This is a genomic window from Paraburkholderia sp. (assembly GCF_035501035.1).
Classification (GTDB): domain Bacteria; phylum Pseudomonadota; class Gammaproteobacteria; order Burkholderiales; family Burkholderiaceae; genus Paraburkholderia.
Window position 1 is genome coordinate 1 of record NZ_DATJWR010000087.1, and the last position, 20,338, is coordinate 20,338.

A 20,338-nucleotide genomic window follows, 5' to 3' on the forward strand; every position below is an offset into this window, starting at 1 on the left:
CGAACACGTCATCGCCGCTCAGCAGCGCCACGCGCGCGCCATACTCGTTTGCCAGCGCGCCATACAATCCCGCTTCGCCAGTATCCGTGCCATCCACGAGCACGCGTGCGAACGCAAAGCTATTGATCGTGTGCGCGAGCAAGATCGCGGACTTCGATCACGCGGCTCGCCGGCGGCGCGCCGGCTGACGTAGCCGCGATTTCAGGAGAGAGCGAGGACATCTGTACGATGAGGACTCCTTCGTTTAAAGTGCAAAGCGATGCGCCGCTCAAGCGTAGATCGACGCAATGGGCGCTTCGCCCACGCGTGCGTAACCGCGATACATGCCTTCGGTATTGAACGGCAGGACGACATTGCCTTGCGCGTCCACGGCGACGAGGCCACCGCGGCCGTCGATGCGCGGCAGTTGCTCCATCACGACATTCGTTGCCGCTTCGGCGAGCGACACGCCGCGATACTTCATCTGCGCGGCCACGTCGTAAGCGGCGACCATGCGCATGAACATCTCGCCCGAGCCCGTGGTGGAAACGGCGCAGGTGGCGTCGTCGGCGTAGCAGCCCGCGCCGATCAGCGGGGCGTCGCCCACGCGGCCCACCTGCTTGTTCGTGATGCCGCCCGTCGACGTCGCCGCCGCCAGGTGGCCGTGAGTGTCGAGCGCCACCGCGCCCACCGTGCCGAACTTGCGGTTCGGGTCGATCGGCTCGTGCGGCAGGCTTTCCTGCTCCGCCTTTGCCGCGAGCGTCGCGCCGTCGTGGTCGAGCATCGCGCGCGCCTCGCCGCGTGCAAGCTGCCACTGGCGGTAACGCGCGTCGGTATGGAAATAGCCGGGCTCGACGAATTCGAGGCCCTGCGCTGCCGCGAACGCTTCCGCGCCTTCGCCGGTGAAGAGCACGTGCTCGCTGTGCTCGAGCACGCGGCGCGCCGCCAGCACCGGGTTACGCACGCGTTTCACGCAGCATACCGCGCCCGCTTCGAGCGTGCGGCCGTCCATGATCGAAGCGTCGAGCTCGTGCGTGCCTGCGGCCGTGAAGACCGAGCCGTGGCCCGCGTTGAAGAACGGGCAGTCTTCGAGCAGGCGCACTGCCTCCTGAACCGCGTCGAGCGCGCTGCCGCCTTCGGCCAAAACGCGCTGGCCGGCCGCGAGCACGCGGCGCAGCGCTTCGAGATACTGGGCTTCGACTTCGGGCGCCATCGAGGCACGCAGGATCGTGCCGGCGCCGCCGTGAATGGCGATGACTGCGTTGGATTTCATGACTTCTTTTTCGTTTGGGAAGACGGGTTCGAAGGCTCGACAGGCGCGTGCCGGGTGGACGGCGTGGCAGTCGAAGAAAGCCACGGCAGCACCGATTCGGTGATGGCCGCCGCGGCTTCGACGGAATGTTTCGTGCGCAACGCAACGGCATCGCAAAGCGCTTCGATGACGGCCAGCACGGCAGCCTCGGAGTTCGCGGCGAGACGCCGCTCGGAGCGAATCAGCAGCGTGAGGTCGGCAATGCGCGCGAGCGGCGAATCGGCGCTGTCGGTCAGCGCGAGCACGCGCGCGCCCTGGTTCGCGGCGTGGCGCGTGAGCTTGATCGTGTCGTCCACGTAACGCGGGAAGGCGATGCCGATCACGAGATCGTCGCGGTTCACGCCAAAGAGGCGTCGCGCCGCGTGCGTGGGCCCGCCGATCGCGTTGAGCGCCTGCACGTTGTCCAGATACGGCAACAGCGAGTTCTCCATCAACCCGGCGAGAAATGCGCTGGTGCCGGAGCCGATCAGAAACACGCGGCGCGCCGAGAGAATGGCTTCGACGGCCGCGGTGGCTGCGGCGCTGTCGATCGACTGGCGCGACGACCTCAGGTTCAGTTCGGCCTGCTCAAGCGAAGCGCCGAACGGTTCCGCGCCGCTCGCGGGCGACTCTTGCGCGCTGCGCAGGCGCTCCACCGGCGCGAGCGTGGCCTCGAAGCCGCGCACGAGCGCCTCGCGAAACTGCGGATACCCGTCGAACCCGAGCGCGCGCGCAAACCGGTTGGCCGTGGCCACCGAAGCGCCCACCGCGCTGGCCAGTTCGTCGATGCGCATGGTGGCGGCATGGAACAGGTTCGCGAGCACGTATTCGGCCATGCGCCGGTGCCCTGGCGTGAGATCGGGCATCGCGGCGGCGATGCGCGCGACGATCTCGGCTTCGGCGGTGTCGGGGCTGGACGGTCGGTTTGCCATGCGATGGGTCAGCGTAAGAGTAATGAAAGAGTAAATTGAATTACATGGAACGATTATCTTGAAAATTTATTTTCAGATAACTGAGGGTTTCCCCTGAATGAGATATATCAGGTGCCAGATTGCGCGCAAACCCGAACGCTGGCATGTCACGCCTGCGCACGCGACAAAGCGCGAAGCACCGGGCCCGGAAGGCGTTACAAAGGTTTTGAATGAAGAAGCCGGCCAAAGCGGCCAGGATCGAGAGGATTGCCCGCCCACGACAAGGCGCGGTCTCCCCCGGTAAAGAAGATGCGTTACTGAGTCACGCTTGCCGTCAGCAAGGTGCTAACGGCGATAAAGGAACATCACGTCCGCTGCATTACGCAGGCAGCAGCGTCAAAAGGCCTCATGCGCCCGACGCGACGCGCCAGGTGTTGCGCCCCGCGCGCTTGGCTTCGTACATCGCGGCGTCGGCGAGACAAAGCGGGTCGTCGGCCAGCGCCTCGCCCTCCGCCTCGGCCGGCAGCGCCACGCTCGCTGCACCCGCTGCCCCCGCGGCGCCCGCAGCTCCAGTCAGCACGACGCCCACGCTCGCGCTCGTCTTGATCACGCGACCGGCCACGACGAGCGGCCTGGACACCTCCCGGCAGATGGCCGCCGCGATGCGCTCCCCGGTGCGCGCATCGTTCACGCCGTGGCTCGCCACGACGAATTCGTCGCCGCCAAGGCGGCTCACCACATCGCCCGTACGCACGGTGGCCGTGAGCCGGCGCGCGACCTCCTTGAGCAGGGTGTCGCCCGTGTCGTGGCCGTAGCGGTCGTTGATGGCCTTGAAGCCGTCCATGTCGATGAAGAAAAGCGCGAACGGGTCGCCGCCCGCGCGCAGTTCACCCAGCGACTCCTGCAACGCGCGACGGTTCGCGAGCCCCGTGAGCGGGTCGACGAGCGCGCTCTCGCGCAAGCGCTGTTCGGTGCGGCGCTGCTCGGTCACGTCGTGCGACATCACGTAGAAGCCCGTTACCTTGCCGTCGCGCTCGGCGGGAATGTAAGTGGCCTGCCACACGCGCTCCGTGTCGGCCACGTAGCGCACCTCGTCGCAGGTCACGCGTTCGCCGGCCAGCGCGCGCGTAAAAAGCGGCTCCATCTGCTCGAACAGCTCCGGCCCCAGCGACTCGCGCAGGCTGCGCCCACGCAGCGTCGCCGGGTCGGCGGCGAAGACGCTCTGGAACGCCTCGTTGTTGAACTGATAGCAGAGGTTGCGATCGACCATGGCGATCAGCGCGGGCAGATTGTCGGTGATGGTCTGCAGCGCGTCGCGGCTGCGGCGCAGCTCCGCCGTGCGCTCGCGCACGCGTTCCTCGAGCTCGACGTGATAGTTGCGCAGCGCCTCCTCGCTCTTCTTGCGACCGCCGATGTCCTGCACGGCCGCGATGAAATGCAGCGGCGTGCCCGACACGTCGCGGACGAGCGAAACGGCGAGATTGACCCATACCGCCGTGCCGTCGGGGCGCAGATAGCGCTTCTCGATCCCGTACGACACCTGCCGGCCCGCGATCAGTTCGGACGCGAGCGCGAGATCGGCGGCGATATCGGCCGGATGCGTGACCGAAGCGAACGTGCGCTTGCGCAACTCGCTCTCGTCATAGCCGGTGATCTCCGAGAACTTCTGGTTCACGTCGAGAAAGCGGCCGTCGAGATCGACCACGGCTTTGCCGATGGGCGTCTGCTCGAACACCGTTCGAAAGCGCGCCTCGCTGACCGCGAGCGAGCGACGGTCGCGTTCGTGCGCCGTGCGCGCGCGGATCAGCTGCTGGCGCAGTTCCAGCTCGCGCTCCACGAGACGCGCGAAATCCGCGAGCATGGCGCCCTCGGCCTCGTCGAACGCGCGCGGCTTCGTATCGATCAGGCACAGCGTGCCGACCACCTGGCCATCGGCGAGGCGCAGCGGCGAGCCCGCATAGAAGCGGATGTTCGGCGCTTGCGTCACGAGCGGATTGTCGAAGAACCGCTCGTCGTCGAGCGCGTCCTCGACCACGAGCAAGCACTTGCTCAACACGGCGTGCGCGCAGAACGACATGCTGCGCGGCGTTTCGCAGGCCGCGAGCCCGTGATGCGACTTGAACCACTGGCGGTCTTCGTCGACGAGCGAGATCAGTGCGATCGGCACCTCGAACGCGAACGCGGCGAGCCGCGCGATACGGTCGAACGCCTCTTCAGGACCGGTATCGAGTATGTCGAGTTGCTGCAACGCCCTGAGGCGAGCATCCTCGTCCAGAGGAAGCGGAGCAGTGATCATCGCGTGAGTTCAAGCCAGAACGGAAACGGTTGCGCGGCGCTTGCCGCAACGGCGCGCCTGAAGCGGGTTATCGGCAATGCGCGGCAAAAACTGAAGCGCGCAATACTCGCACGGACGAGGCTCGGTGAGAAGTCCTGATCAGGCATTTCGCGTATGCGGGCGACCCGCGCGAAGCGCACGATCGTGCACTTCGCGCGCTTTTCCACTACGCCGATTGCCGCCGCGGCCGCCCAGCGTTGCTGGGCAAGCCCCGTGTGAAGGGGGATTCACATCCAATCCCTAATTTTCGTCGGCCATCTTTTGATTCGTTATGCGAAGTAAATGCAATTGCATATGAACGTTCGTTCCATTCCGTGACCTCAGTCCACTCACATGAGGACGCTTTTCCGGAAGACGAGCTCGATTTGCGCTGCGCACTGACGCCCTTACGCGTGCTGCCTTTCGAGTTGGCGACAGCGCCTCAATGCGCCGCGCGCTGGTGCACGCGAGCAACGCAACGACAAAAACGTCGGCGCGCTGCGGTACGCCGTTTGCTGTATCGCAGGCATGCGGCCAGAACCGCTGCGGCATCGCCGGCAACGGGAAACGGGAACCGTCGTTGTCTGGCCTGGCTCAATGTCGTTCCCTCCATCAAGGAGACCCTCATGCCCACCTTCCCTCCTCCTCCCATGCCCAGGGGCAATGGCGCGCGCATCGTCGGCAAGGGCCGCGTGAGCGCCCCGGGGCCGGGCCCCGACGTCATGGCCGCCAGCACCCTCGACAGCGATCGCGTGCTCAGCTCCGATGGCGAAGAAGTCGGCAAGATCAAGGAGATCATGCTCGACGTGCAAAGCGGGCGCGTGGCCTACGTGGTGATGTCGAGCGGCGGATTTCTCGGCATCGGCGACAAGCTGCTCGCCATTCCCTGGAACGCGCTGATGCTCGATACGAGCCGCAAGTGTTTTCTGCTCAATGTCTCGTCCGAACGCGTGAAGGAAGCGCCGGGCTTCGACAAGGACAGCTGGCCCGCCATGGCCGACGCCACCTGGGGCAGCACGCTGCACGCGTATTACGGCGCCGAGCCTTATTGGGCCGCCGTCGAACCCGTCACGCCGCGTCGCGACGATCTGGGCTGATGCACGCGGGCTGGGCTCCGACGCCAGGCGATGCCAGGCGATCCGCGGCGATTGGCGCAAGGTACGTGCTGTCGGCGCCCGACTTCCATGCTGCGGCCAGCGCCCTACGCCGTGCCCCGGCAATGCGGCGAACTGGACGCGATATCGCGCCCTGCTCGCCGCATTGCCACGCAACCATGCCCCGTAGACTGGCTTCGCGGTCGAACGAACAACGGGGGCGGCGATGCGAGTCACGAACTGGATTCTGGTGCTGGAATGCGCGTATATGGAGTTTTCGACCTGGCGCGGCAGGAGCGTCTATCGCCGCACGGTTGCCTATGAAAGCGTGGTCTGGTGCTGAGGCTCGTCCACTAGCGCACGAGGTTCGCCGGCCGGCCGTTGCCGGCAGCCATCGACGTAACGGCAATCCTCCACTACAGTCGAAGACTCCCGTCATCGTTGGACCCGAGGATTCGAACATGCTGTTTCCCGCCATTGCCACCGTCGCCTTGCTGATCGTGGTGTATGTCCATGCGCACCTCCCGCGCTTCACGGCCAGGGGTCCGAAGCGCCTCGCGGCCCACGCCACGCTGCTGGCGGCGGGCCTTGGCTTCGGCGTGGTCAGCGCGATGCTGTCCGGGCCGGCCGCGCCGCCGTGGGTGGTGGTGGCGAGCGGCATGGGCGTCGTCCATTTGCCCGCGCTCTGCGTGCTCGTGCTCAAGCGCTTGCGGCATTCGGGACGCAGTTGATACGCGGCGCCGGCCCGCAACACCCCCGCCGCAGACCCACCTCAAATCCATTTCAACCGCGATTCAAACCGGGTTCAACGCGGGCCGCCCATCCAGCACGGCCACGACGTTATCCAGCGCCGTGAAGCCCATCTGGTCACGTGTTTCCACCGTGGCGCTCGCCATGTGCGGTGTGAGAAACACGTTGTCGAGGCTCGCGAAGCGTGGGTCCACATTGGGCTCGTTCCGATATACGTCGAGGCCCGCGGCGAACAGATGCCCCGAGGTCAAGGCCTCGTACAGGGCGTCTTCGTCCACGAGGCCGCCGCGCGCCGCATTGACGAAAACCGCGCCCTTCGGTAGGAGTCCGAACTCCTTTTTCGTCATCAAGGGCGCGCCGCCGCCCGGCACGTGCAGCGTGAGCACCTCGCAATGCGGCAGCATCGCTTCGAAACTCGCGTAGAACGTCGCACCGTTTTCAACTGCGGGCGCCGCGCGATGCATGTCGGTGTAGATCACGCGCATGCCGAACCCCTGCGCGCGCCGCGCCACCGCCCGGCCAATGCGCCCGAAACCCATAATGCCGAGCGTCTTGCCGTTCACGCGCGTGCCGAGCATTGCGGTCATGCCGAACGATTTACCCCATCCGTCGCGCATGATCCGTTCGTACTCCGATGCACGCCGGCAGGCGGCCAGCACGAGCAGCATGGAAAAGTCGGCCGTGCATTCGGTCAGCGCATCGGGTGCGTTCGTGACGACGATGCCGCGCTCGCGCGCAAAGGCCACATCCATGTGATCGACGCCCGCGCTCGCGTTCGCAATGATCCTGACCGACGCAGGCAGCGCGGCGATGTGCTCCGCCTGCAGGCCCGACTTCTTTCCGACTAGCACGGCCGGCACCTCGTGCTGCTTGCAGAAGTCGACCACGGACCACGCGTCCATATCGGCGTCGGTTACGAAGGCGTGGAATTCGGCTACGGCGCGATTCGCCACGGCAGTGGGCACCTTTCGCGCAATCAACAGCCTGGTGCGATGATTTTCCGGCATGGTGTTTTCCTTGGGTTCGGCAGACGTCGAGAGACTACGAAAGCGCCTGCGGTCCGGTCAATGTTGATTCGCCGAATCAACTTCAAGCAAACGCTTTGGCCCTGTATTCCCGGCGTATTCGCTTTGAACGCCGGCGCGCGCTGCTGCGCGGCCCAATCATCCCTTTCCCGCGCCGCTGCGCGCGTCCGGCGTATCAGGAAAACCCTGATGCGGCGCCCGGCCATCAAGGCCACGGATGTTGATTCAACGAATCAAGATTGCTGCGCGCCTCATGCGAGTGCAATTCTTTTCCCGTGACCCATGGAATCGTCGAGAGGAAGGGAAATGTCAGCATCGAAGAAGTTTGCAGCAGTAACGGGAGCGGGCTCCGGCATTGGCCGCGCCGCCGCCGTGGCGCTCGCCCATGCAGGATTCACCGTCGCGCTGCTCGGACGCAGAATCGAGCCGCTGCTGGACACAAGGGAGATCATCGGCAATGCGGGCGGCGAAGCCCATACGTTCCCGGCCGACGTGGCCGATGCGGCATCGGTCGAGCACGCGTTCTCGCAAATCTCGCAAACGTTCGGCCGCCTCGACGTGCTGTTCAACAACGCGGGCCGCAACGCGGGGGCCGTGCCGCTGGAAGACTACGAGGTCGACTTCTGGAACGATGTCGTCGCCACCAATCTCACCGGCGTCTTCCTGTGCGCGCGCGCGGCGTATCGTCTGATGAAGGCGCAGACTCCGCAAGGCGGCCGCATCATCAACAACGGCTCGATCTCCGCGCATTCGCCACGGCCGCATACGATCGCCTACTCGGCGACGAAACACGCCGTGACCGGCATCACGAAATCGATCGCGCTGGACGGCCGCGCGTACAACATCGCGTGCAGCCAGATCGACATCGGCAACGCCGTCACGCCGCTCACCGAGCGCATGAACAAAGGCGTCCTCCAGGCCGACGGGCGCATCGCACCCGAAGCGCGGATGGACGTCGCACACGTGGCGAATGCGGTCGTGCACATGGCGAGCCTCCCACTCGAAGCCAATGTGCTTAACATGACCATCATGGCGAGCGCGATGCCCTTCGTTGGCCGCGGATAGCGCAGCATTGCTGCCCACAATAATAAAAAACAGTCCATCGAACTGATACGGAGACACCGATGAAAGTCGTAGAGGAACATGCGTTGCCCGCGCAGCCCGCGGCCTACGCCGAAAGCGCGAAACGCTCCAGGGTGCGATACGTCGTGCTCTCGATGCTGCTCGTGGCCACCGTGCTCAACTTCGTCGACCGCTCGGCGCTCGGCATCGTCGCGCCGGGTCTGTCGAAGGACCTCGCGCTCACCAGGATGCAGATGGGCGAGCTATTCGCGGCGTTCGGTCTCGCCTATTCGATCGCCCTGTTGCCGGGCGGCATCCTCACCGACGTGCTCGGCTCGCGCGTGGCCTACGCACTCTCGCTCGTCGGCTGGTCGATTGCGACGCTCACGCAAGGCCTCGCGAGCGGCTATCACATGCTGCTCGGCTCGCGCCTCACGATGGGCGCGCTCGAAGCCCCGGCCTTCCCTTCGAACACGCGCGCCGTGACGCTGTGGTTCCCCGTGCAGGAACGCGGCTTTGCAACGAGTGTGTACGTAATGGGGCAATACGTGGGCACGCCCCTCTTCACCGGTCTGCTGTTGTGGATATCCGCAGCCTACGGATGGCGTACGGTGTTTTTCGTGACGGGCGGCTTCGGCCTGCTCTTCAGCATGATCTGGTTCCGCGTGTACCGCGATCCGCACAAGCACCCCTCGGTGAATGCCGCCGAACTGCAGTACATCAACGAAGGCGCCACGGCCGCCTCGCGCAAGCCGCGCGAGAAGTTCGACTGGCGCATGGCGCTCAAGCTGCTGAGCTACCGCCAGATCCTCGCACTCTGCCTCGGCAAGTTCTGCAACAACACGCTGCTCGTTTTCTTCACCACGTGGTTCATGACCTATCTGATCGAAGCGCGTCACATGTCGATGATCAAGGTGGGCATTTTCCAGGCCATGCCTTTCCTCGGCGCGACAGTCGGCATTCTCGCCGCGGGCTTCCTCTCGGACTTCTTCATCCGGCGCGGCGTGTCGATCTCGGCCGCGCGCAAGGCGCCGCTCATCATCGGCACCTTGCTCGGCGCTTCCATCGTGCTCGTGAACTTCGTCGAGTCGAACGAGGTCGTGATCGCCATCCTCACCATCGCGTTCTTCGCCCAGGGCATCGGTTCCATGTCGTGGGCCGCCGTTTCCGAAATCGCGCCCCGGCAGTATGTCGGCCTCACCAGCAGCATCACGAGCCTCGCGGCCAACATTGCGGGAGTCACCACGCCGCTCATGATCGGCTACATCACGCAGCACACCGGCCACTTCTACTGGGCCCTCAACCTGATGGGCGCGATCTGCCTGCTCGGCACGCTCTCGTATTCGGTGCTGCTCGGCAAGCTCTCGCGTATCGAACTCTGACACTCACTCTCTTGCGGCGCGGGCGCCTGGATGACTTTTCGGTGAAAAGCCTTCAATATTGACGCTCCACACCCCTAGCGCCTTGCCCGCCACGCCATGCCAAACTGGATCACCCTGGTCGAAGCCGCTCGACAACTCGGCGTGCAAGCGCAGACCGTCTACGCGTACGCAAGCCGGGGCAATATCGCCGTCATGCCCGACCCGCAAGACCCGCGAAAGAGCCTCTACCGCGCCGAAGATGTCGCCGGCCTGTGCCGCAAGAAGCAGGTGGGCCGCAAGCGCGAGGCGCTCGCCGCCGGTACGATCTTCGGCGCGGAGCCTTGCATCTACAGCGGCATCACCACCTTCTCGAAGGGCCGCCTGTATTACCGGGGCCGGGACAGCATTCGCCTTGCGCAAACGGCGACGCTCGAAGACGTGGCCACCCTGCTCTGGAATGCGCGCGCCAACGTCACGTTCGAAGCCGCGGACGTGCCCTTGCAGGGCGACGAGCGCGGTCGGCAAAGTGCGTTCACATCGCTCGCGGCGCTCGCCGCCTGCGGTCACTCCACGCTGGGGCGCACCGACCATGCGTTGCATGTCGAGGCCGGACGGCTCGTGGCGGTCATCGCGCATGCATTCGGCGCACGCTGCGATGCTCGTGTCGGCAGCGCGGCACAGCCCGTTCACGAACGGCTCGCGCTCGGCTGGGGCCAGGGCAGCGAGGCCGCCGAGCTGATCCGCCGGGCGATGGTGCTCGTGGCCGATCACGAGATCACGAGCTCGGCATTCGCGGCGAGAATCACGGCGTCGACCGGCGCATCGCTACCGGGCTGCCTGCTCACGGGACTCTCCACGCTCTCGGGCCCGCTGCACGGCGACGCATCGGGCCGCGTGCGCGCCGTGTTCGATGACGTGGGCAGACTTGGCGCACAGCACGTCGTGGCGCACCATCTGCAGTCGGCCATTCCGATTCCGGGGTTTGGACACCATCTGTATCCGGACGGCGATCCGCGCGCGGACGCGTTGCTCGAAGTGCTGGACCCGCCCGCGGAACTCGCCTCATTCATCGAAAAGGTCGTGGCGCTCACGGGACTTCGGCCGAATATCGATGTCGCGATCGCCACGCTCGCGGCGCAGTTGAAGCTGCCGCGCGACGCTTCCTTCGCGCTGTTCGCCACGGCGCGCAGTGTGGGACTGCTCGCGCATTGCATCGAGCAGCTCAGGGTGGGCAAGGTCATCCGGCCGCGAGGCCGCTACACTGGGCCCGCGCTAGAAGACGCCCACTTGGCCGCGGCCACGGAAGACAACGACAAGACGCCCGATGCGGCGACGCTCGAAAAGAACCGGCTTTTCAAGTCTGTGGGGCGCTGAAACGGCCACGCTGACGCGGCCGAATTGAGACTTCGTTGAATCGCCCTATTTTTCATGGGGCAAACTGCAATCGCTGGATGCCTTCCGGCCCGTGCTTCGATTCCCCTGGTTGTCGGCGCCGGTCCACGTGGGGAACAACAGGACCCACTCCGCACCGTTCTCGAAGCATTACCTGATACACGCGCTCCCCCGCGACGAACCGTTTCGCCCGACTCAAGCCGCCGTGGCGAAGCTCCTGAACCGCTCCCACGGCTGCATGATCGACCGCGCGCACACGATACGGATTGCCAGCGTGGGCTGCCTCGCGGCTACGTGCACAAGCGGGCGGCCCCGATACCAACGAAGGGACTCAAGTCCATCAACGAGCCGGTCAATGGGACGTCCTCGCACGCCGTCGAGGCGTTGCGCCATCTGGACATGCACCTTGCATATTCGAAACCAGAAGGACGAAGCATTACGCTCGCACGCGTGAGGTCGGTCGATAGATTATTTAGGAATACTATGATTTTGGCCATCGCTGTGCACGAAATAGACTCTCAGCGGAGCGCCATCGGAGAGATTGGCCTCCATTCGGCAGTTCCAGCGCCAATCAGATTTCTACCAAACACCCTTGAGGACACGCATGGAAAACGGTCGCAGAAAATTCGTCGCCAATTCCGCTATCCCGTTGGCAATGGGGCTTGCGCCCAGCAGCAAAGACAGTCATGCCCAATCGGCCAGCTCCGGCCTTCCGGGCCTAACCATCGAACTTGGACATTCGCAGCAGCCAAACAATGGGCGCGGCATAGACTACGGCAATTACTATCAAGTGGACTGTCGAATTGGCGCACGCCCTTTCAATGGCTTTTCATACACCGCCAACACTGACGGCACGGTCACGCTCGGTCAAAATGGGGTGTATCAAGCCTATGGCTATGCACATATCATTTCTCCCGACGGTAGCGATACGTTCCAGATTCCCGCACAGGTGATGCTGGCTATCGGGATGAATTACGCGTGGCCAGGCGTATATCAATACGCCGTCCAGTCCTGGCCGAGCCCGGCCGTATCCACACAGGGCGCATCGAATCTCGGTTCGATCAGTCTCACTGGAACCACTCTTGGTTGGGGTGCGGGCGTCCCACTATGGCTCGGGTATTCCAAGGTAGCCGAGACGCAAAACAACCAAACCCGCTGCCTCCAGGGCACGATCACTATCCTTAAGCTAGCCTGAACCCAGGCGGCATGTTGCCACTGCCACTCATCTTGTAGCGGTCGATCCCGTTGTTCATCTTGTGTTGGCGGCTCAAATCCTCACCCTGCCGCTCACCGTCGCTTCCGTTACGGGAAGGCCCGTGCTGCCGATCGGGGGTATCGCATTGCGCGGCCCCCCCGGGTGGACGAAATCATCGAGTGGGCGGATTTTCAGCGGGGTTTCCAATGGAGCCAGACCGTGCGAAAACAAACTTAGCTGCCGAAGTACAGGTTGCAGAAACTCACCGGGCCGACGCATTCATCGGCGTGCCTGTCCGTCTTCGTAGCCGGACGTTGCGACTCGTAACTCGTGGCAGGCGGCACATTCGCCTGAGCCAGTTGTTGAGAATCCGCCGGGGTGCGGGTGACAGTTTCTGCGTGAACGGCGACGCTAGCGGTCAGCGTGCAGGCGATAAGAACAGCGGAAAGCAGTTTCATCTCAGTCTCTCTAGTTCAAGTAAGGAAAAGTGTGGTTCCGGAACCGACAGCGCAAGAGTACGTGTCCACCGCAATTAGGAGAATCCCCCTGCATCGGGAATGATCCTTCCATTGCCTGGAAGCATTCAAACGACTGGCGTGGTCGCCTGCTTTTTCGCGTGCACTAACGTTCATGAACATTCACAACATGCAAACGCGACTCAGGTCCACCGTGCGTCGATACACGTTCTTGTTGAGCCACGGGATGAAGGTGTATTCGTCGTAGGCGACTGCCAACGAATATCCAGTTGTGCAATACGTAAAACATAGCCGCCTCGTCCAACAGGTGCATCGACGCGCAACCGGATCGCATCGAGATAGCTACCGGATTGCTTACGTTGTTAAGGATTCCTTCTAATTTACCGGTAGTCCGCACACCGTGGCCCACACGCCCGCACTGCGGGCCAGGGAAGCGTCTTGCGCGCGAAGCGCGCCCGGAAAAAACAGGACGGCCCGTTCCGGGCATCACGAGTTCTGCCCGACTCATGAGTTCAAGGTTAGAGGTTCCAACCTGAGAAAGCCATTGTGCGAACGACTGACCGGGGCTCCGAAAAGGCGTGCGGAACTCATACGGCGGCGTAACCCACTGGATCGCGGTCGTTCTGGCGCATATCCATGCGAGTGGCCCGCGTACGTCGCGCGGTCAGCAATCACATGCGGCCGTGCCGCGCTCGCTAATACCTTGGTATGGTTCGCTGAACCGAAGGGCGGCTATCTTGCATCCCTTCGAAGTATGGCCTGCCGACGCCATTCGAAGTATGGTTGCTCACGCTGCCCAAGCCATTTTTCGTTGAAGGCCTCAAGCGTCTCAACCGAGCCGAGGCATTCATTTCGAGAGCATCCAGCCGATGCCCCCTCCGGGCACCCGTCTCAACGAACGGAGACTGACGATGAAGATTTTGATGGTTTTGACTTCGCATAACGTACTGGGAAACACCGGCAAGCCGACCGGCTTCTGGCTTGAAGAGTTCACCGCGCCCTACTACGCCTTCGCAGACGCCGGCGCGCAGGTCACGGTGGCTTCGGTCAAGGGCGGCCAGCCACCGATCGACCCCAAGAGCGACGATCCGGGCAACCAGACTGAGTCGATGGAGCGCTTCAAGAAAGACGCGGCAACCCAAAAGGTGCTCGCCAATACCATCAAGCTATCCGAAGCAAATTCGAAGGACTATGACACGGTCTTCTATCCTGGTGGCCACGGCCCATTGTGGGACCTGGTGGATGACAGGAATTCGATTGCCTTGATCGAAGCGTTCTATGACGCGGGCAAGCCCGTTGCCGCCGTGTGTCACGCGCCCGCGGTCTTCAAGAACGTCACGCATCACGGGCAGCCCATCGTCAAGGGAAAGCGCGTCACGGGCTTTGCCAACAGCGAAGAGGAAGCCGTACAACTCACCAAGGTCGTGCCGTTCCTTGTAGAAGATGAATTGAAGCGTCTGGGCGGCCTCTACGAAAAAGGCCCGGACTGGTCGGCCTATGCGATCGTCGATGGGCAGCTGATCACGGGCCAGAACCCCGCCTCGTCCGGCCCGACTGCAATGGAACTGCTCAAGGTCCTGCAGTCCCGTTGACATTCCGGCGCGCGCCCCACACCCGCGCCACGCCTGATACGCGCTAGTCGAAGCCAACCCGCAGCACGCAGCCGAAGCCTGCTGCGGACCAGTTCGTGGGTCCGCGACCCACCGCCTTTCATCAGACTACAGGCGCGTATCTTTTGCGCCGTATCGGCGCGTTCCTCAGGCCGCTTCAGCCACTTCCGGTGGCAACACGGCGGCCGAGGTGTATCCTGAAACGCCTGCTTCCGCAGTGTTGCCAATCGCGGAAATGCCGCGTTGTCACTCGCGTTCCCAGGGGTACCCTCCCCAGACACAGCGGACGAATGTAGCGTCCAGCCCAACGGTGGGCGGCGGCCTAACGGCATCGTGCGGCACAGTGCGGCAGTTGAAGGCCTGCATAGGGTTCCGGCGCCGATGGACAATAGACTCCAGATCTTGTGGGACGATGGCGAACGCGTCTTCTCTCGCGAGCGGCGTGAGAGCGAGGGCGCGGTGCGCGATGTTCTGATCGCGCGCCCCCCCGTCGAACATCCGTCGCCCGCCAGCCTCGATCGGCTCGCTCACGAGTTCGCCCTGAGGGACGAGCTCGACGCGGCGTGGGCTGTGCGGCCGCTCGAACTGGTGCGCGAACACGGCCGCACGTTGCTGGTGCTCGAGGACCCCGGCGGTGAGCCGCTCGCGCGGCTACTCGACGCGCCGGTGGAAACAGGCACGTTTCTGGAACTCGCGGCAGGCATCGCCGCGGCACTGGGCAAGCTTCACCAGCGCGGCCTCGTTCACAAGGATCTCAAGCCCACCCACATTCTGGTGAACTGCGCGGACGGACAGGCGCGGCTGACCGGATTCGGCCTCGCCTCGCGGTTGCCGCGCGAGCGGCAGGCGCCCGAGCCGCCCGAGACCATCGCCGGCACGCTCGCGTATATGGCGCCCGAGCAGACCGGCCGAATGAATCGCTCGATCGATGCGCGCAGCGACCTCTATGCGATGGGCGTCACGCTCTACGAGATGCTGACTGGAGTCCTGCCGTTCACGGCTGCCGACCCGATGGAATGGATGCACTGCCATATCGCGAGGAAGCCCGTGCCGCCCGGCGCGCGCGTGGCGTCCGTGCCGGATGCGCTCTCGCGCATCGTCATGAAGCTGCTTGCCAAGACCGCCGAGGAACGTTACCAGACTGCCGCCGGTGTCGAACATGATCTGCAGCGCTGCCTCGAAGACTGGCAGCGTGAGCGCCGCATCGACGACTTCCCGCTGGACAAGCACGGCACGCCCGACCGGCTGCGCATTCCCGAGAAGCTCTACGGGCGCGAGCACGAGGTCGACACGCTCGTCGCCGCATTTGATCGAATCGTCGAACACGGGCCGCCGGAGCTGGTGCTGGTTTCCGGTTATTCCGGCATCGGCAAATCGTCGGTCGTCAATGAGCTTCACAAGGTACTGGTGCCCCCGCGCGGGCTTTTCGTGACCGGCAAGTTCGACCAGTACAAGCGGAACGTTCCCTATTCGACGCTCGTGCAGGCATTTCGGAGCCTGGTGCGGCCGCTGCTTGGCAAGCGCGACACGGAGCTGGCGAGCTGGCGCGATGCGCTGCTGGAGGCGCTCGGCGCCAACGCGCAGCTCATGACCGACCTCATCCCTGAGCTGAAGTTCATCATCGGCGAGCCGCCACCGGTCCCCGAGCTTTCGCCCCAACTCGCGCAACGCCGTTTCATGCTGGTGTTCCAGCGCTTCATCGGCGTATTCGCCCGCGAGGAACATCCGCTCGCACTCTTTCTCGACGATCTGCAATGGCTCGACGCGGCGACGCTCGACCTGCTCGAGAACCTGCTGACCCAATCGGATCTGCGGCACCTGATGCTGGTCGGCGCCTACCGCGACAACGAAGTCGATGCCGCGCATCCGCTGGTGGTCAAGCTCGAGGCCATCCGCAACGCGGGCGTACGGATCGACGAAATCAAGCTGACGCCGCTAGCCAGCGAGCACATCAGGCAATTGGTCACAGAAGCGCTTCATTGCGAGCCAGAGCGTATTGCAGCACTCGCACAACTCGTGCACGACAAGACCGCCGGCAACCCCTTCTTCGTCATCCAGTTTCTGCACGCGCTCGTCGACGAGGATTTACTGGCCTTCGATCATGAAGCGGGCCACTGGTGCTGGGACCCCGATCGCATCCATGCCAAGGTCTACACCGACAACGTCGTGGACCTGATGGCCGGCAAGTTGATTCGCCTGCCGGGCGAGGCGCAGCGTGCGTTGCAGCAGCTCGCCTGCCTCGGCAACCTCGCCGGCTTGCGCAATCTCGCGACCGTTCTCGACATGCCCGAAGCTCAAGTCCACACGGTCTTGTGGGAGGCCGTGCGGCAGGAGCTGGTCGAGCGGCTGGACGGCGCCTACGCGTTCGTGCACGACCGCGTTCACGAAGCCGCCTATTCGCTGATTCCGGAGGCTTCGCGCTCCGAAACGCATCTGCGCATCGGCCGGCTGCTCGCCGCGCAAACGCCTCGCGAAAAGCTGGAGGAGGCGGTCTTCGAGATTGCGGGCCAGCTCAACCGCGGCGCCGCGCTGATCACCGAACGGGACGAACGCGAGCAACTGGCCGGCTTCAATCTGCTCGCCGGCCAGCGCGCCAGGGCGTCGACCGCCTTTGCATCGGCGCTCACCTATCTCGTGACCGGTGCGCAACTCCTCAGCGACGATTGCTGGGAACGCCGGCATGAGCTGGCCTTCGCGCTCGAACTGAACCGGGCCGCATGCGAGTTTCTGACCGGCCAGTTATCGGCCGCCGACGAGCGCCTCGCGGCGCTCTCGAAGCGCGCCGCGACGCGGGTCGAGCAGGCCAGCGTCGCGTGCCTGCGCACGGATGTCTGCACGACCCTCGATCAGAGCGGCCGTGCGGTCACCGTGTGTCTCGACTACCTGCGCCATGCCGGTATCGAGTGGTCGCCGCATCCGGACGACGAGGAGGTGCGGCTCGAATACAAGCGCATCGGGTTGCTGCTGGCGGGCAGGCCGTTCGACACCCTCATCGATTTGCCGCTCATGGAGGACGAAGCGTCGCTCGCGACCGCCGAGGTGCTGAGCAAGCTCTTCGCCCCGGCCTTGCAGACGGATGCAAACCTGGCAGCCCTGATGACCTGCAAGGCGATCAATTTGAGCCTCTCGCACGGCAACTGCGACGCGTCATGTTTCGCCTATGTCATGCTCAGCAGGGTCGCCGGGCCGCGTTTCGGCGACTATCCGCTCGGATTCCGGTTCGGCCAGCTCGGCTATGACCTCGTCGAACAACGCGGGCTCAGACGCTTCGAGGCGAACACCTATCTGTGTTTCGAGCTGTTTTCGGTGCGCTGGATGAAGCACGTGCGTGCGGGCCGTGATTTGCTGCGCCGGGCGTTCGAGGCCGCGAACCGCATAGGCGACGTCATGTATGGGGCCTTCGCGTGCACGAATCTTTACTCGGATCAGCTCTTCGCGGGCGACCCGCTGCCCGCGGTGCAAGCCGAAGCCGAACACGGCCTGGCGTTCGCGGAGAAGGTGCGGTTCGGCCATGTGATCGATTTCATTGCCACGCAACTCGCGCTGATCCGCATGCTGCGCGGCTTGACGCCGACATTCGGCTGCTTCGATGACGGGCGGTTCAGCGAGCTTCGCATCGAACGCCACTTGTCCGGCAATCCATCCCTGGCGGTCCCGGCGTGCTACTACTGGATACGGAAATTGCAGGCGCGCTATCTTGCCGGCGACCATGCTGCGGCCATGGAAGCTGCCGCGCAGGCGCAACGGCTGCTATGGACCTCGTCGTCGTTCATCGAGGAAGCCGAATATCGCTTTTATGGCGCGCTGGCTGCGGCCGCGTGGTGCGACGCCGCCCCGGCCGGCGAGCGGTCGCAGCACCTGGCCGCCGTGGCCGCGCATCACCGGCAGCTCCAGGTCTGGGCAGAAAACTGCCCGGAGAATTTCGCGGACCGCGCCACGCTGGTCGGTGCCGAGATCGCGCGTATCGAAGACCGCGTGGTCGATGCCGAGCACCTTTATGAGCGGGCCATCCAGCTCGCCCAGGAAAGTGGCTTCGTTCACACCGAGGCGCTCGCCAACGAACTCGCGTCGCGGTTTTACGCGGCGCGCGGTTTCGAGAAGATCGCCCGCGTGTATCTGCAGGACGCCCGCTACGGCTACCTGCGCTGGCGCGCCGAAGGCAAGGTGCGGCAACTCGAGGAGCGCTATCCCGACCTGAATACAGGGGAGGCCGCGCCCGGCGCGACAACCACGATCGCAACACCGCTCGAACATCTCGACCTTGCGACCGTGATCAAGGTGTCGCAAGCCGCCTCGGGCGACATCGTGCTCGAAAAGCTCATCGATATGGTGTTGCGGACGGCCATCGAGCAGGCCGGTGCCGAACGCGGTCTGCTCGTTCTGTCGGCCGGCGGCCAGCAACGTGTCGCGGCGGAAGCGACATCGGCTGCCCAGGTGCAGCTACGCGACGTGCCCGTGAGCGCGACAATGCTGCCGGAGTCGATCCTCTATCACGTCCTGCGCACGCAGGAGAGTGTCTTTCTCGACGATGCGCAGGCCGAGGCGCCGTTTTCCGACGATAGCTACATTCGCCAGCATCACGCCCGCTCGATTCTGTGCCTGCCATTGATGAATCAGGCCAAGCTCACTGGCGCGCTCTACCTCGAGAACAACCTGACGGCGCGCGTGTTCAGCCCCACGCGCATCTCCGTGCTGAAGCTGGTGGCCTCGCAGGCGGCGATCTCGCTGGAGAACGCCCGCTTGTACCGCGACCTTGCGGAACGCGAAGCGAGGATCCGGCGCCTCGTCGAGGCCAACATCATCGGCGTGACCGTATGGAGTGCGAATGGTGAGGTCCTTGAAGCCAACGACGCGTTTCTGCGCATGCTCGGCTACGACCGCGAGGATGTCCTCTCGGGCCGCGTGTGCTGGAAAGACCTGACGCCGGCGGAATGGCGCCAGAGCAGCGAACGGGCCCTGGCGGAGACCATGCAGACGGGTCGCGCCCAGCCCTACGAAAAGGAGTACATCAGGAAGGACGGCAGCCGTGTTCCCGTCATAGTCGGCCTCGCCACTCTCGAAGCAGGCCGCAATGAAGGCGTGGCGTTCGTGCTCGACCTGACCGAGCGCAAGCGGGCGGAGGAAGAAGCGCGTCAAAGCGAGCGGCGCTATCGCGAAGTGCAGGCGGAGCTGGCGCACGCGAACCGCGTAGCGACGATGGGCCAGCTATCGGCATCGATTGCGCACGAAGTGAAGCAGCCGATCACCGCAACCGCTGCCTACGCGAGCGCGGCGTTGCGCTGGCTGGCGGCGCGGCCGCCCAATCTCGACGAAGCGCGCGAGGCGCTCAATCGGATCGTCGCGGCTAGCGAGCGCGCCAATGGCATCATCGACCGGACCCGCGCCTTCTTCCGGAAAGAGCCGTTGCGCAAAGACAGCCTCGACCTCAACGAAACGATTCATGAATTGATAGCGGTCATGCGGGGTGAAGCCAGCAAGTCGGGGGTGGAGCTCATCGTTCAGTTGGTCGAAGGACTGCCGCGCATATACGGCGACCGGGTGCAGTTGCAGCAGGTGATCCTCAATCTGATGATCAATGCCATCGAAGCGATGAGCACAACGAACATCGGCGAACGAACGCTCACGATCCGAACCAGCAAGACCGAAGAAAGCGAACTTTGCGTTGCCGTGCAGGATTGCGGGCCTGGGCTGGATGCCGGGCACCAGGAACGCGTTTTCGAGGCGTTCTTTACGACCAAACCGAGCGGCCTCGGCATGGGGCTGCCGATCTGCCGCTCGATCGTGGAAAGGCACGGAGGAAGGTTATGGGTGACGTCGCGCCCGCCACGCGGCGCCACCTTCCAGTTCACGCTGCCGCTGCAAGCCGATGCCTGACGGC

General features: G+C 64.3%; 13 protein-coding genes and 1 pseudogene. 8 read left to right on the top strand and 6 right to left on the bottom strand.

Going from position 1 to position 20,338, the window contains the following annotated elements:
* The 4 genes and pseudogenes from VMJ11_RS06420 to VMJ11_RS06435 form a co-directional block, all read right to left on the bottom strand.
* Positions 1 to 142: pseudogene (locus VMJ11_RS06420) on the bottom strand (M55 family metallopeptidase); the annotation flags it as partial.
* Positions 143 to 268: 126 nt separating this feature from the next.
* Positions 269 to 1,252 carry an isoaspartyl peptidase/L-asparaginase gene (locus VMJ11_RS06425; protein ID WP_325618084.1) on the bottom strand — a complete coding sequence of 328 codons (984 nt, stop codon included), beginning with the start codon at positions 1,250 to 1,252 and terminating at the stop codon, positions 269 to 271.
* Positions 1,249 to 2,202: a MurR/RpiR family transcriptional regulator gene (locus VMJ11_RS06430; RefSeq protein WP_325618086.1), complete on the bottom strand. Its 954-nt coding sequence runs from the start codon at positions 2,200 to 2,202 to the stop codon at positions 1,249 to 1,251. Before VMJ11_RS06430 ends, VMJ11_RS06425 begins: the two co-directional genes overlap by 4 nt.
* Before the next feature lie 385 nt (positions 2,203 to 2,587).
* Positions 2,588 to 4,477, bottom strand: coding sequence for a PAS domain S-box protein (locus tag VMJ11_RS06435; RefSeq protein WP_325618088.1), 1,890 nt, complete (start codon positions 4,475 to 4,477; stop codon positions 2,588 to 2,590).
* A 644-nt stretch (positions 4,478 to 5,121) separates the two neighbouring features.
* Between VMJ11_RS06435 and VMJ11_RS06440 the strand changes: the two genes are divergently transcribed.
* Entirely contained in the window at positions 5,122 to 5,592 is a 471-nt protein-coding gene (locus VMJ11_RS06440) for a PRC-barrel domain-containing protein (protein ID WP_325618090.1), read from the top strand.
* Between the two features lie 458 nt (positions 5,593 to 6,050).
* On the top strand, positions 6,051 to 6,320 hold the full coding sequence (locus VMJ11_RS06445) for a hypothetical protein (protein ID WP_325618092.1): 270 nt from the start codon (positions 6,051 to 6,053) through the stop codon (positions 6,318 to 6,320).
* 63 nt (positions 6,321 to 6,383) lie between these two features.
* On the opposite strand, the gene VMJ11_RS06450 is transcribed toward VMJ11_RS06445, so the two are convergent.
* Positions 6,384 to 7,346: a D-glycerate dehydrogenase gene (locus VMJ11_RS06450; protein ID WP_325618095.1), complete on the bottom strand. Its 963-nt coding sequence runs from the start codon at positions 7,344 to 7,346 to the stop codon at positions 6,384 to 6,386.
* A gap of 324 nt (positions 7,347 to 7,670) precedes the next feature.
* Here VMJ11_RS06450 and VMJ11_RS06455 point away from each other — a divergent pair, with 324 nt between their 5' ends.
* From VMJ11_RS06455 to VMJ11_RS06470, 4 genes are all read left to right on the top strand, one after another.
* Complete coding sequence (locus tag VMJ11_RS06455; protein ID WP_325618096.1) at positions 7,671 to 8,429, top strand: SDR family oxidoreductase; 759 nt, start codon at positions 7,671 to 7,673, stop codon at positions 8,427 to 8,429.
* A 59-nt stretch (positions 8,430 to 8,488) separates the two neighbouring features.
* Positions 8,489 to 9,808, top strand: a complete 1,320-nt coding sequence (locus tag VMJ11_RS06460) for an MFS transporter (protein ID WP_325618098.1) — start codon at positions 8,489 to 8,491, stop codon at positions 9,806 to 9,808.
* 96 nt (positions 9,809 to 9,904) lie between these two features.
* Positions 9,905 to 11,161, top strand: a complete 1,257-nt coding sequence (locus VMJ11_RS06465; protein ID WP_325618100.1) for a citrate synthase — start codon at positions 9,905 to 9,907, stop codon at positions 11,159 to 11,161.
* Positions 11,162 to 11,783: 622 nt separating this feature from the next.
* The gene (locus VMJ11_RS06470) at positions 11,784 to 12,374 is read left to right on the top strand and encodes a hypothetical protein (RefSeq protein ID WP_325618102.1); all 591 of its coding nucleotides are present in this window, start codon (positions 11,784 to 11,786) and stop codon (positions 12,372 to 12,374) included.
* 233 nt (positions 12,375 to 12,607) lie between these two features.
* Here VMJ11_RS06470 and VMJ11_RS06475 read toward each other — a convergent pair whose 3' ends face one another.
* Entirely contained in the window at positions 12,608 to 12,832 is a 225-nt protein-coding gene (locus tag VMJ11_RS06475; protein ID WP_325618104.1) for a hypothetical protein, read from the bottom strand.
* A gap of 929 nt (positions 12,833 to 13,761) precedes the next feature.
* Here VMJ11_RS06475 and VMJ11_RS06480 point away from each other — a divergent pair.
* Positions 13,762 to 14,442, top strand: coding sequence for a type 1 glutamine amidotransferase domain-containing protein (locus VMJ11_RS06480; protein ID WP_325618106.1), 681 nt, complete (start codon positions 13,762 to 13,764; stop codon positions 14,440 to 14,442).
* A gap of 399 nt (positions 14,443 to 14,841) precedes the next feature.
* Positions 14,842 to 20,334 carry a trifunctional serine/threonine-protein kinase/ATP-binding protein/sensor histidine kinase gene (locus VMJ11_RS06485; protein ID WP_325618108.1) on the top strand — a complete coding sequence of 1,831 codons (5,493 nt, stop codon included), beginning with the start codon at positions 14,842 to 14,844 and terminating at the stop codon, positions 20,332 to 20,334.
* The last annotated feature ends 4 nt before the right edge of the window (positions 20,335 to 20,338 follow it).